Source organism: Acidocella aluminiidurans, assembly GCF_055383125.1.
The window spans coordinates 2,647,389-2,660,065 of the sequence record NZ_AP031589.1 but is presented as its reverse complement, the minus strand read 5'-3'; the positions used below and the strand labels follow the sequence as shown (position 1 = coordinate 2,660,065).

Below are 12,677 nucleotides of genomic sequence, written 5' to 3'. Positions count from 1 at the left end.
TCACCCCGCCAGAAAGCCGCCATCCGCATTCACCACCGTGCCGGTGATGTAGGCGGAAGCGGGCATGCAGAGAAACGCCACGACGCCGGCCACATCCTCCGGCTGGCCCCAGCGCTTGCAGGCGGTGCGATCGGCGATCCGCTGATAATGCGCCGCATCCTTGCGGCCTTCGGCGTTAAGCGTGGTTTCGATATAGCCGGGAGCGACGGCATTCACCCTGATCCCCTCCTCGGCCCAGGCCAAGGCCAGCGCCTTGGTCAGCATCACCACCCCGCCTTTGCTGGCACAATAGGCGGGCAGACGCGGCAGCGCGGCAAAAGCGTTCATCGAGGCGATGTTGACGATGCTGCCACGCTGTTTCGCCAGCCCTTCGCGAAAGGCGCTGCATACACGGAAGCTGCCGATGAGATTGACATCCAGCACCTGCTGGAACACCGCGACCTCGAATTCCAGATCCCGCTTGAGAATTCCGGCGCAATTCACCACCGCGTCGATGCGGGTGAAGCCCTTGGCGAAGGCTTGCACCGCCGCATCATCGGTCACGTCCAGCACCGCCAGGCGCAAACGCTCCTGCGCGGGAAGCGTGGTCGCGTTCAGCGCCGCCTCATTCACCCCGGTTGCGGTGACAAACGCGCCGAGGGCCAGAAACTGCGCCGAGATCGCCGCGCCAATGTCGCCGCACCCGCCAATGACGGCGACATGAAACCCATCACCCAGGGCAAAGGAGGAGGCGCCCACTTATGTCTTGTCTTTCGCGATCAGCGCGTTCAACGATTGATCGGCCGGGGCGCAGGCGGCATCCGGCTGGTCCGAGCCGACAATCACCTTATCCACGGCCTCGCCGATATATTGCCGGGATTCCGGATTATCGGTGATCGGGTAGCCAACATTCGAGGTGCCGGTATTGGCGAGCTGGTTGACCGCGTTCTGCCAGACCTGCCGCACCGGCGCGGCGGCGAGCCAGGCTTTCACCTGCGGGTCCTGCGCGATGGCCGGGCGCGGCGCGGCGATGCCGGCGATCTCGTCCTTGGCCTGAATCGCCGGGCTGGTCGCCCATTGGATCAGATACCAGGCCGCACCTTTATGCGTGCTGTAGGGGGAGATCGCCAAACCCCAGGCGATGGCGGTGGGGTGCGAGCCGCCCGGCCCCGGCGGCAGCAAGGCGACGCCGGTATCGTTCAGCCGCGCGCCACCCTGCATCACATCCGAAAGTTCGTTGGAGGATTCAAACGCCATCGCGGCGCGGCCATCGCGATAGAGCGAGGAGATCTGGTAAAAGCTGTAATTGACCACGCCGAGCGGGCCGTAATTTTTCTGCAGATCGCCATAGAGCGACAGCGCCGAAAGCCCCGCCGCGCTGCACAGGCCGGATTTGCCGTTTTCGATATAATGGCCGCCCATATTATGGAAGAACACGCTGTAAGTATAGGCCAGCGCATCGCGCAGGCCACGCGAGACGAAGGGCGTGGTGGCGGCGTTGCATTTTTTCAGCGCCTTGGCGGTGTCCAGCATGCCGGAGAGGCTGGTCGGCACGGTGAGATTGCATTTTTTGAAGATATCCGTGCGGTAATACAGCACCGGGCCTTCAATATTCATCGGGATGCTGGTCAGCTTGCCGTCGAAGGTCGCGGCTTTCAGCAGCGCCGGGCTCAAGCCGGCAAAATCATAGTCCGGGCTTGCATCCTTGGTCATCGGCGCGAGATCCGTGTACCAGCCGGCGCCGGAGAATTGCTGGCCCTCGCGCGAGGGCAGGGTCATGAACACATCCACCTGGGAGCTGTTGGAATCCAGCACCGTCACCAGGCGCTGGCGCATCTGCTGCTCGGTGAAGATGTCGACCTTGACGTTGATCCCTGTCAGCTTCTCAAACGCCGCGACATTATTGGCGATGACCTGGCCGATCGGGTTATTATCGACCAGCACATCCAGCGTCTGGCCTTTATATTTCTGCCAGTCGAACCCGGCGGCATGGGCGCCGAGGGGCAAGGACAAGGCGAGCGCCGCCGCTGAAACCCGCTTCACGAGCCGAGCAACCATGGTCTGTTTCTCCCAACAGAGTGCAAACGTTCAGTCTATTGACCTGTCGTATGGCTTTTAGTATGACATAGAGCTAACGCCTTCGCCCCTGCTTGTCAAACCGGCATTGGTCAGCAGGCGCGATAAAACGGAAACCCCAAGCAAACGCCTCAAAGGAGCAGATCCGAATGTCCGGCAGCCCCCCCGCCCTGACGCGCATGGCGCGCCCCTCCGGCACCTATGCGATGCTGGCGATCGATCAGCGCGAAGGGCTGCGGGCGATGATGGCACCGCATCAGGATCGTCCGGTGACAGACGCGGATCTCACCCGCTTCAAGCTGGAGGTGATCGAAGCGCTCACCCCTTATGCCTCGGCGGTGCTAATCGACCGGGAGCTGGCCTGGCAGCAGGCGCTGGATGCAGGGGTGGTCGACCCGTCCTGCGCGCTGATCGCCGCCGCCGATGTACTGATCCCCAGTGCGGAGGAACTGGTGGCGCGGGTGGAGATCGACCATGAGGTGGTGCCGGCGAAGGTGAAGGCGCAGGGCGCGGTGGCGCTGAAGCTGCTGGTGCTGTGGCGGCCGGGCGAGGCCGCGGAACCGCGCATCGCCATGGTGGAGGAATTTGTCGCCATCTGCCGCCAGGCGGGGCTGGCCAGCGTGGTGGAGCCGGTGGCCCGCGCCCCGCGCGATGGTTCCGGCTGGGACCGCGAAGCGGCGATCATCGCCGCCGCGAAGGAGCTGGGAGATCGCGGGCAGGATCTGTATAAATGCGAAATCCCCTATTACGGCGCCGGGCCGGAAGCGCAGGTGCGGCAAGGCTGCGCCGCCCTCTCCCGGCATGTGAATGGCGATTGGGTGGTGCTCTCCTCCGGCGTCAAGCAGGATGATTTCCCCCGCGCCGTGGAATGGGCCTGCCGGGAAGGTGCATCAGGCTTTCTCGCCGGGCGCGGCATCTGGTCCGGGACCATCGGCAAGCCGGATCTGCGCCGCGCCTTGCGCGAGGATGCGGTGCCCAGGCTGGAGACGCTGTGCAACGTGCTCGACAAGGTTTCCGCATGAAGGCAGCGCGGTTTCTGGGCGAGGGGCGGATTGCCATCGAGGATGCCACCGAGCCGGTGGCCGGGCTGGATGAGGTGATTGTGGATGTCGCCGCCTGCGCGCTGTGCGGCAGCGATTTCCGGCCGCTGCGCCAGGGCTGGCCGGTGACGCCGGGGCACGAGATTTTCGGGCGGGTGCGCGCGCCCGGCACGCCCGCGCATGGGCAGCGCGTGCTGGTCTATATCCCCACTTTCTGCGGACAATGCGCGCAATGCGCGGCCGGGCGCACCAATCTCTGCCCGCGGGCGGAGCTGCTCGGCTGGCAGCGCCCTGGCGGCTATGCGCAAGCCCTCGCCGTGCCACGGCAATGCCTGCTGCCGGTGCCGGACGATATTCCGGACCATCTGGCGCCGCTGCTGCTGGATGCCATCGGCACCACCGCGCATGGCATCAGGCTGGCATCCAAGCTGGTGGAACCAGGGGCGGCTTTGGTGGTCGGCGCCGGGCCGATCGGGCTGGGCTCGCTGATGGTGCTGCAGGCGCTGGGCTGGGGGGCCCTCGCGGTGTGCGAGCCCAACCCGGCACGCGCCTCCTTTGCCGCCAGCCTGGGGGTGGAGCTGCTCTCCGCCGAGGACGCCGCCGCGCGCGCCTTCCCGCTGGTGATCGAGGCCAGCGGCAAGGATGCCGGACGGGCTCTGGCCCTGGCCGCGGTGGCGCCGATGGGCGCCGCCGTGCAGCTGGGCGAGAGCGACCAATGGCAGATCACCGAAACCAAGGCGTTGCGCCGCAAGGATTTCTTCCTGATCCGCTCTTTCTATTTCCCGTTGGGCGAGTACCAGGCGAATATCGAGCTGCTGCGCGCCCACCGCGCAACCTTCGAAAAACTGGTGGATGACAAAGCCGACCTCGCCGGGCTGGAAGCTCTGTTCGCCGCCTTCGCGCGCGGCGAAAGACTGAAGCCGCTGATGTGCCCCGCTTGAAACGGGTTCTCTGCGCCGGGATCGTGGTGCTGGACCGGATCTACGCGCTCGATACCCTCCCCCAGGGCGAGGCGAAATACACCGCCAGCTCCTACCGCGAGAGCGGCGGCGGCATCGCCGGCACCGCCGCCGTGGCGGTGGCGCGGCTGGGCGGGCAGGGCCTATATCTCGGCGCGGTGGGGGAGGATGCGGCCGGGGACTGGCTGCGGGCCGAGATGCGCCAGCTTGGTGTGGGGCTGGAGGCGTTGCAGCTGGTCGCGGGCGGGCGTACCCCGAATGCCTGCGCGCTGGTCGCCCCGGACGGGGCGCGCTGCCTGATCGTGGATCGCGGCACCATCGCCCCTCAAATCCCGTCCCGCCTGCCACAGGCCGACGCGCTGCTGGTCGATCATCGGTTTCCGGAACTCTCCACCGCCCTGCTCAAGGCCGCGACAATGCCCAGCGTGCTGGATGCGGAGGGCGGCGAACCGGAGGCGCTGCGCGCCCTGGCGGCGCTGGCGGATTATCCGGTCTTCTCCAGCCCTGGCCTGCGCGCCTGCACCGGCGAGGCAGACCCGCGCCGGGCGCTCGCCGCCATTCACGCCCCGCGGGCGCGCGCCGTGGCGGTGACATGCGGGGCCGCAGGCAGTTTCTGGCGCATTGACGGCGCGCTGCATCACATCCCCGCCCCGCAGATCGAGGCCCGCGACACCACCGGCTGCGGCGATGTGTTTCACGGCGCCCTGGCGCTGGCGCTGGCCGAGGGGGAGCCGGTACTCGCCGCCGCGCGCTTTGCCACCGCCGCCGCGGCGCTGAAGGCCCGCAATGGCGGCGGCTGGCGCGGCATGCCGGCGCGCGAGGCGGTGGAGGCCATGCGCGCCGCCGGCTGGTCGGGCAGCGCGCCAAATTCATATGATTAATTTTGGGCTTTCATAGCACAACCCAGGCCCCTCCCGCTTGAGCCCGGGCGACGGACATGCGATCATCCCCGGATGGGCGCCGCCCATCCGCGCATGAGAGAAGCCCAAGGTCGACCAGATGAGCCCGCGCCCCAACCCGCCCGAACGCCGCAACGGGGAAACGCTCGTTGTGCAGATCGCCGCCAAATTGCGCGCCGCCATCCAGCAAGGCGGCTTCGCCCCGGGCGACAAGCTGCCCACCGAAAGCCAGCTGGTCAGCACCCATGGGGTCAGCCGCACGGTGATCCGCGAGGCATTGGCGGCCTTGCGCACGGATGGGCTGGTGGAAGCCCGCCAGGGCGCCGGCGTGTTTGTTCTCCCCCCGCCCGCCCGGCCAGCGCATGGCTTTCAGGAGGTTGATTTCGAACGGCTCTCCTCGGTCATCGCGATGCTGGAACTGCGCAGCGCGGTGGAGATCGAGGCCGCCGGCCTGGCCGCGCTGCGCCGCGCCCCGCAGCAGGAGGAGCTGATCCTCGCCGCGCATGCGCGCATCGCCAGCCTGGCCGCCGCCGGGGCGGCGACGGCGGGTGCTGATTTCGAACTGCATCTGGCCATCGCCCAGGCCACCAATAATCACCGCTTCGTGGAATTTCTGGGCCTGATTGGCGAGGCGATGATCCCGCGCCGCGCCTTGGACAAAACCCAGCCGGATGCCGCCACCCTGACCGCCGCGCAGATACATGCCGAGCATGGCAAGATCGTCGAGGCGATTTCCCTGGGCGATGAGGATGCCGCCCGCGCCGCCATGCGCGCGCATCTGCGCGGCAGCCAGCAGCGCTACAAGGCAGCGCTGCAAGGCATGTTATAATATCACTATTTACATTTGTATGATGACTAAGCTATGGATTGGCCGTCTCACATCACAAGGTCGTCCATGGAGCCGCAAGACATCAAAACCAGGCTGGGTTCCGGCCTGCTCTCCTTTCCGGTCACGCATTTCGACGCGCAGGGCGCCTTCCTGCCGGACAGCTATCAATCCCATATCGAATGGCTCGCCGGCTATGACGCGCCGGTGCTCTTCGCCGCCGGCGGCACCGGGGAATTCTTCTCGCTGGCGCCAGCGGAAATCCCCGCCATCGTCGCCGCCGCCAAGGAAGCCGCCGGGCAGACCGCCATCGTCTCCGGCTGCGGCTACGGCACCGAGATCGCCATCGAAATCGCCCGTAGCGCCGAAAAGGCCGGGGCGGATGGCATCCTGCTGCTGCCGCATTACCTGATCGATGCGCCCCAAGCCGGGCTTTACGAACATGTGCGCCGGGTCTGCCAGTCCGTCGGCATTGGCGTCATGGTCTATAACCGCGACAATGCGGTGCTGCGGCCGGATACGCTGGCGCGGCTCTGCGAGGCCTGCCCCAACCTGGTCGGGTTCAAGGACGGCACCGGCGATATCGGGCTGGTGCGTCAGGTGACGGCGAAGCTGGGGGACCGGCTGACCTATCTCGGCGGCATGCCGACGGCGGAATTATTCGCGGAAGCCTATCTGGGGGCGGGCTTCACCACCTATTCCTCGGCGGTGTTCAATTTCGTCCCCGAGCTGGCGATGAAATTCTATAAGGCGTTGCGCCAGGGCGAACGCGCCCTGTGCGAGACGATCCTGCTGGAGTTCTTCTATCCCTTCATGGCCATCCGCGACCGGCAGAAGGGCTATGCCGTCTCCGCCATCAAGGCCGGGGTGCGGCTGCAGGGCTTTGCCGCCGGCAAGGTGCGCAGCCCGCTTTGCGACCTCACCGCCGAGGAAGAGGCGATGCTGGACGCGCTGATCGCCCCGCACCGCCGGCGGGGCTGAGCCGCACGGCGCCCTTCATGTCGGGATGCAGGGCGCCGCCGCGCGGTCGGCCGCATCCGGGCTCTCGCGCAGCGCCGCCGCCACCCCGTTGCGGTCGGCCGCGCTGCGGTTCTGGCTCATCTTGCGCTTGCCGGTCAGCCTGGTGATCGGCAGCCGCAGCCCGACGATCCCTTTGAGCTGGGCGCGGATAAACGCCTCCGGCGCGTCGCTCACCGCCCAGGGCTGCGCGCGCGCCTGCTCATGCCGGGTGGTCAGCCGGGTGACGACATCCAGCAGGCGTTGCGGGTCGTCGAAGAATTCCACCGGCCCGTGCGCCTGTACCGTGATATAATTCCAGGTCGGCACCACCTTGTGATGCTCCTGCTTGGAGGGATACCAGGAGGGCGAGATATAGGCCTCCGGCCCCATGAAGATGGCCAGCGCCTCGCCGCTGACCGGCAGCTGCCATTGCGGGTTGGCCCGCGCCACATGGCCATAGAGCGTGCCGTGGTCGCCTTCCTCCGCCGCCAGCAGCAGCGGCAAGGGGGTGGCGAACAGCCCGTCCGGCGTCATTGTCACCAGATTCGCCACGCGCGCGGCGCGCATGGTCTCGTGCAGGGCGGCAAGCTCGGTTTCGCGAAAGGCGGGCGGCACATACATGGCAAGGCGGCTCCTCGATGGGAGGCGATCATGCCGTAAAATGCCAGGCGGTGAAATGGCGGCATTTGCGGCAGGGTGCCCAGAAATGCGCCCCGCCCTGCCCGGCACCGCGCCGCCCTGCCAAAACCGGCGCTGATGCCGCGCCGGCTTGATTTCGGCATAATTTTTGCTTTACCTTCTTTGTAGGCCGCTAGGGTTCCGGCCGGGCAAATGCCCGGCGCTGGTCCGAGAGCGGCGGTCATGCGGGAGACATCCGCATGATGCACGGCGGGACAAAAGCCCGGGAGAGCATGGATGCGTGGGGATACGCGTCGGCTCTCCACGTATCCCTCGCATCGCTGAGACGTGACTGTTCAACGATGGGAGTTCATATGACGACCCTGTTCCTGACCGGATGCCGCGCCGATGCTTGACCTCGACAAGCTCAGCCCGGCCGATTACCGCGCCCGCTACGAAGCCCTGCAGGCCGCCGCCCGCGCCCGCGCCGCCGCCCCGCAAACAGACGCCAGCTTCCCGGAGATCCCGCCAGAGGCGGTGATCGCGCAGGATGTGATCCCGCCCGGCTGGTACGCTGCATTGCGGCTGCGCCGGGGGGCGGCGCTGCGCCTGACCAACATCGACGGCACGCCCGGCGCGGCTTTGTTCATGTGGAACGAAGCCGATCGCTCCGAGCGCTTCAACGCCGGCGACACCACCAAGCTGCAATGGACCACCAACCTGACCACCGGCCGGGTGCTGTTCTCGGATATGGGGCGCGTGCTCGCCGCCATCACCGCCGATAGCGGCGCGGGGCATGACAGCATCATCGGCCCCAACGGCCCGGCACAGACGCAAGGGCGCAATGGGCGGGATAATCTGCGTTGCGGCGCCGCCAAATTCGGGCTGTCGCGCCGGGATGTCGCCCCGGCGCTGTCGCTGTTCTCGCCGGTCGGGGTGGATGCGCAGGGCGTGATGCGCTGGCGCGGCAATCCGCCCGCCGGCGCCATGCTGGAGCTGCGCGCGGAGATGGATCTGCTGCTCGTGCTCTCCAACACCCCGCATGCGCTCAGCCCGGTGCAGCAGGCCACCGGCCCGCTCGCCTACACCGCCTGGCGCGCTGCCCCTCCCGGCCCGGACGATCTCTGCCGCCATTTCACCGCCGAAGCCGCCCGCGGTTTTGCCAATAATGATCGGTATTTCGCGCAATGACCCTGATCTCTGACCATTTCGTGCCCGCCCGCGCCCCTTATTCGGTGGTGCTGAAACAAGGCCAGACCATGCGCATCGTCGATCTGGAAAGCCAGCAGGCGGTCGATGCGTTGTTCTACAATGCGCAGGACACGAGCGAGCGCTATTCGGCGCAGGACACGCTGGCCGCCCTCGCCCTGCAAGGCGGGCGCTACGACCTGACCACGGGCGCCGTGCTGCGCTCCAACGAAGGCAGGCCGATGGTGAAACTCACCGCCGATAGCTGCGGCTTTCACGATAGCTGTGCGGGCGCCTGCTCCTGCGAAAGCAATATCGTGCGCTTCGGCTATGAAACCCGCTTCATGCATTCATGCCGCGAGAATTTCCTCACCGAGCTGGCCAAATACGGCATGGATAAGCGCGACCTGGTCTCCAACGTGAATTTCTTCATGAATGTGCCGATCCGCCCGAATGGCGAGCTGACCGTGGATGACGGCGTTTCCGAGCCTGGCGGCTATGTCGAATTCATCGCGGAAATGGATGTGCTGGTGGTGATCTCCAACTGCCCGCAGGTGAATAATCCCTGCAACGGCTTCACCCCGACGCCGATCCAGATTTTGATCAGCGCCTGAACGATGTTCAGCAAAATCCTCATCGCCAATCGCGGCGAAATTCTGGGCCGGGTTTGTCGCACGCTGAAGCAGATGGGCATCGCCAGTGTCGCCGTCTATTCGGATGCGGACCAATTTGCCCCGCCGGTGCGCGCGGCGGACGAGGCCGTGCATATCGGCCCCGCCCCGGCGGCGCAGAGCTATCTCGATATCGACGCGATCATCGCGGCCTGCCGGCGCAGCGGCGCCCAGGCCGTGCATCCCGGCTATGGCTTCCTCTCCGAACGGGTTGAATTCGCGGAGCGGCTGGAGGCGGCGGGGATTCGCTTCATCGGCCCGCGCCCCGCGCATCTGCGCGATTTCGGGCTGAAGCACACCGCCCGCGCTCTGGCCAAGGCGGCCGGCGTGCCGATGCTGCCCGGCACCGGCGTGCTGGCCAGCCGCGAGGAGGCCCTGGCCGAAGCCGCGCGCATCACCTACCCGGTGATGCTGAAAAGCAGCGCCGGCGGAGGTGGCATCGGCATGGTGCTGTGCGATGACGCGGCGGCGCTGGCGGCCAGCTATGACAGCATCGCCCGGCTCGCCGCCAATAATTTCGGCAATGCCGCCTTGTTCCTGGAAAAATACGTGGCCCGCGCCCGGCATGTGGAAGTGCAGATTTTCGGCGACGGCAAAGGCAGCGTGGTGGCGCTGGGCACGCGCGACTGCTCCTTGCAGCGGCGCAACCAGAAAGTGGTCGAGGAAACCCCCGCCCCAACCTGCCCGAGGCGATCCGGGAGGCCATGCAGGCTTGCGCCGTCGCGCTGGCCGCCTCCGTGCAATATGAATCGGCGGGGACGGTCGAATTCGTCTATGACGCCGACGCGCGGGCATTCTATTTCCTTGAGGTGAATACCCGCCTGCAGGTCGAGCATTGCGTGACCGAGGAAATTTATGGAATCGACCTCGTCCGCTGGATGATCGAACAGGCGGCGGGGACGTTCGTGCTGCCGGCCCCGTCCGATCTGAAACCGCAAGGTGCCGCCATCGAAGTGCGCTTATACGCGGAAGCGCCCGGCAACCAGTTCGCCCCCTCCAGCGGCCAATTGAGCGCCTTCACGCCGCCGCCCGGGCTGCGCGTGGAAAGCTGGGTGGAAACCGGCACGGAAATCTCCGCCTTCTACGACCCGATGCTGGCGAAATTCATCGCCACCGGCGCCACCCGCGCCGAGGCGCTTGCCAAGCTGCAAGCCGGGCTGCGCCGCAGCGCCATTTTCGGCGTTGAAACCAACCTCGATTATCTCAAGGCCATTCTCGCTTTGCCCGCCTTCGCGGCCGGCGAGATGACAACGCGCAGCCTGGCGGATTTCACCTTCACCCCGCTGGCCGTGGAGGTGCTGGACCCCGGCGCGCAATCGAGCCTGCAAAGCCTGCCGGGACGGCTGGGTTATTGGGAGGTGGGCGTGCCGCCGAGCGGGCCGATGGATGATCTGCACCATGCCCACGCCAACGCGCTGCTCGGCAATGCGTTTGACGCCGCCACGCTCGAACTCACACATACCGGGCCGAGCCTACGCTTTCTCGCGCCAACACGGATCGCGCTCTCCGGCGCCAACATGCCCGCATTGCTGGACGAGCAGCCGGTAGCCTACCATTGCGCCGTGGAGGTGCGGGCCGGGCAAGTGCTGGAGCTGGGGATGATCGACGGTCCCGGCCAGCGCACCTACCTGGCGGTGTCCGGCGGCTTCAAGGCGCCCGCCTATCTCGGCAGCACCGCTACCTTCACGCTGGGCGGCTTTGGCGGCACCACCGGCGCCGCCTTGCGCGCCGGCGACAACCTACATTTCCCTCCGCCTTTGCCGGCACCACCCGAACCGCCCCCCGCGCCGGCAAGATTGGCGCACAGCTGGACCTTGTCGGTACGCTACGGCCCCCACGCGGCGCCGGATTTTTTCACCGAGGAGGACATCGCCACCCTGTTCCGCGCCACCTACGAGGTGCACCATAATTCCGCGCGCACCGGGGTTCGGCTGATCGGCCCCAAACCCGCCTGGGCGCGGCGCGATGGCGGCGAAGCCGGGCTGCACCCCTCGAATATTCACGACAATGCCTACGCGGTCGGGGCGATCGACTTCACCGGCGACATGCCGATTTTGCTGGGGCCGGACGGGCCTTCGCTGGGCGGCTTCGTCTGCCCGGCGGTGGTGACGAAAGCGGATCTCTGGAAGCTCGGCCAGCTCAAGCCCGGCGACAAGGTTCGCTTCGCCCGCGTGGACGCCGCCCCCGCGGTGATCAGCGCCAGCCAGGATGTCGTCATCCGGCGCGCCGGCGATGAGGATGTGCTGATCGAATTCGGCGAGATGAAGCTGGATTTCGAGCTGCGCCTGCGCGCCCAGGCCCTGCGCGACGCGCTTGCGGCCAGTGCGCTGAAGGGGGTGATCGATCTGACACCGGGGATCCGCTCCCTGCAGATCCATTTCGATTCGGAGCAGACCAATACGGCAAAAATCATGGCGGCGGTGCGGGATATTCTGCCGCAGCTGCCCGATCCTGAAACGATGGAGATGAAAACCCGCACGCTCTGCCTGCCGCTTTCCTGGAATGACAGCCAGGTGCAGCTGGCCATGCGCAAATATCAGGAGACTACACGCCCGAACGCGCCCTGGTGCCCGGACAATATCGAATTCATCCGCCGCATCAACGGGCTTGAGGATATCGAGGCAGTAAAGCGGATCATTTTCGATGCCTCCTACATCGTACTGGGGCTTGGCGATGTCTATCTCGGCGCGCCGGTGGCGACACCCTATGATCCCCGGCATCGCCTGGTCACCACCAAATATAACCCCGCGCGCCCCTGGACGCCGCAAAACGCCGTCGGCATCGGCGGTGCCTATATGTGCATCTATGGCATGGAGGGGCCCGGCGGCTACCAGCTTTTCGGCCGCACCATCCAGGTGTGGAATACGCATCGCCAGCCGCCCCCCTTCGAAGACGGCAAGCCCTGGCTGTTACGCCATTTCGACCGCATCCGCTTCCGGGAAGTCTCAGAAGATGAGCTGAACGAAGCCCGCGCTGCCTTCCCGCAAGGCAAATATCCGTTGCAGATCGAGGAAAGCACGTTTTCGCTGCGCGCCTACCGGGAATTCTGCGCGCAGAATGCGCAGAGCATCGACGCGTTTCAGGCACGCCAACGCCGCGCCTTTGCGGCGGAACGCGAGGATTGGGCCGCGAAAGGGCTGAACTCGTTTGAGGAGCCGGACACGCAAGCAGCGGCGGAGGAGATTGCCTTGCCGCCGGGCGGGCGCGCCATCGCCGCGCCGGTTCCAGGCAGCATCTGGAAAATCCTGGCCGAACCAGGGGCGCAGGTAAAGCGCGGGGATGTTGTGATGATCCTGGAATCCATGAAAATGGAAGTGCGGGTTGAAGCCAGCACCACCGGCCGCCTGACCAGCCTGACCGCACGGCCAGGCCAAATTGTTCGCGCCGGGCAACGGCTCGGCGTCATCACCACGGAGTCCTGA

General features: G+C 66.5%; 10 protein-coding genes, 1 pseudogene and 1 riboswitch. Of the genes and pseudogenes, 8 read left to right on the top strand and 3 right to left on the bottom strand.

Translation table 11 applies throughout. The features are described from left to right. Positions 1–738, bottom strand: a complete 738-nt coding sequence (locus tag ACZ46S_RS13200) for an SDR family NAD(P)-dependent oxidoreductase (protein ID WP_464062081.1) — start codon at positions 736–738, stop codon at positions 1–3. Beyond that, positions 739–2,037 carry an ABC transporter substrate-binding protein gene (locus ACZ46S_RS13195; RefSeq protein ID WP_464062080.1) on the bottom strand — a complete coding sequence of 433 codons (1,299 nt, stop codon included), beginning with the start codon at positions 2,035–2,037 and terminating at the stop codon, positions 739–741. A gap of 167 nt (positions 2,038–2,204) precedes the next feature. Here ACZ46S_RS13195 and ACZ46S_RS13190 point away from each other — a divergent pair, with 167 nt between their 5' ends. The 5 genes from ACZ46S_RS13190 (at position 2,205) to kdgD (ending at position 6,760) form a co-directional block, all read left to right on the top strand. Then, the gene (locus ACZ46S_RS13190; protein WP_464062079.1) at positions 2,205–3,077 is read left to right on the top strand and encodes an aldolase; all 873 of its coding nucleotides are present in this window, start codon (positions 2,205–2,207) and stop codon (positions 3,075–3,077) included. Next, the gene (locus tag ACZ46S_RS13185) at positions 3,074–4,036 is read left to right on the top strand and encodes an alcohol dehydrogenase catalytic domain-containing protein (protein ID WP_464062078.1); all 963 of its coding nucleotides are present in this window, start codon (positions 3,074–3,076) and stop codon (positions 4,034–4,036) included. Before ACZ46S_RS13190 ends, ACZ46S_RS13185 begins: the two co-directional genes overlap by 4 nt. Next, positions 4,033–4,935: a PfkB family carbohydrate kinase gene (locus tag ACZ46S_RS13180; protein ID WP_464062077.1), complete on the top strand. Its 903-nt coding sequence runs from the start codon at positions 4,033–4,035 to the stop codon at positions 4,933–4,935. Before ACZ46S_RS13185 ends, ACZ46S_RS13180 begins: the two co-directional genes overlap by 4 nt. Positions 4,936–5,053: 118 nt before the next feature. Further along, a complete protein-coding gene (locus tag ACZ46S_RS13175) occupies positions 5,054–5,782 on the top strand; it encodes a FadR/GntR family transcriptional regulator (protein WP_464062076.1) in 729 nt (242 codons plus the stop codon). A 66-nt stretch (positions 5,783–5,848) separates the two neighbouring features. Continuing rightward, on the top strand, positions 5,849–6,760 hold the full coding sequence (gene kdgD / locus ACZ46S_RS13170) for a 5-dehydro-4-deoxyglucarate dehydratase (RefSeq protein WP_464062075.1): 912 nt from the start codon (positions 5,849–5,851) through the stop codon (positions 6,758–6,760). Between the two features lie 15 nt (positions 6,761–6,775). Here kdgD and ACZ46S_RS13165 read toward each other — a convergent pair whose 3' ends face one another. Further along, positions 6,776–7,399 carry an FMN-binding negative transcriptional regulator gene (locus ACZ46S_RS13165; RefSeq protein ID WP_295740064.1) on the bottom strand — a complete coding sequence of 208 codons (624 nt, stop codon included), beginning with the start codon at positions 7,397–7,399 and terminating at the stop codon, positions 6,776–6,778. Positions 7,400–7,578: 179 nt separating this feature from the next. Then, positions 7,579–7,688: riboswitch (guanidine-I (ykkC/yxkD leader) on the top strand. A gap of 116 nt (positions 7,689–7,804) precedes the next feature. Between ACZ46S_RS13165 and ACZ46S_RS13160 the strand changes: the two genes are divergently transcribed. From ACZ46S_RS13160 to ACZ46S_RS13150, 3 genes and pseudogenes are all read left to right on the top strand, one after another. Then, positions 7,805–8,587, top strand: a complete 783-nt coding sequence (locus ACZ46S_RS13160) for an urea amidolyase associated protein UAAP1 (RefSeq protein WP_464062074.1) — start codon at positions 7,805–7,807, stop codon at positions 8,585–8,587. Continuing rightward, positions 8,584–9,198, top strand: a complete 615-nt coding sequence (locus tag ACZ46S_RS13155) for an urea amidolyase associated protein UAAP2 (RefSeq protein WP_295740058.1) — start codon at positions 8,584–8,586, stop codon at positions 9,196–9,198. Before ACZ46S_RS13160 ends, ACZ46S_RS13155 begins: the two co-directional genes overlap by 4 nt. Before the next feature lie 3 nt (positions 9,199–9,201). Continuing rightward, positions 9,202–12,677, top strand: a pseudogene (locus ACZ46S_RS13150) (5-oxoprolinase/urea amidolyase family protein).

What these genes read in the sequence shown, in the direction of transcription:
- ACZ46S_RS13165 (WP_295740064.1), bottom strand. Translation starts at nt 7,399, where the DNA reads ATGTATGTGCCGCCCGCCTTTCGCGAAACCGAGCTTGCCGCCCTGCAC.
- ACZ46S_RS13155 (WP_295740058.1), top strand. Translation starts at nt 8,584, where the DNA reads ATGACCCTGATCTCTGACCATTTCGTGCCCGCCCGCGCCCCTTATTCG.
- ACZ46S_RS13175 (WP_464062076.1), top strand. Translation starts at nt 5,054, where the DNA reads ATGAGCCCGCGCCCCAACCCGCCCGAACGCCGCAACGGGGAAACGCTC.
- kdgD (WP_464062075.1), top strand. Translation starts at nt 5,849, where the DNA reads ATGGAGCCGCAAGACATCAAAACCAGGCTGGGTTCCGGCCTGCTCTCC.
- ACZ46S_RS13195 (WP_464062080.1), bottom strand. Translation starts at nt 2,037, where the DNA reads ATGGTTGCTCGGCTCGTGAAGCGGGTTTCAGCGGCGGCGCTCGCCTTG.
- ACZ46S_RS13190 (WP_464062079.1), top strand. Translation starts at nt 2,205, where the DNA reads ATGTCCGGCAGCCCCCCCGCCCTGACGCGCATGGCGCGCCCCTCCGGC.
- ACZ46S_RS13160 (WP_464062074.1), top strand. Translation starts at nt 7,805, where the DNA reads ATGCTTGACCTCGACAAGCTCAGCCCGGCCGATTACCGCGCCCGCTAC.
- ACZ46S_RS13185 (WP_464062078.1), top strand. Translation starts at nt 3,074, where the DNA reads ATGAAGGCAGCGCGGTTTCTGGGCGAGGGGCGGATTGCCATCGAGGAT.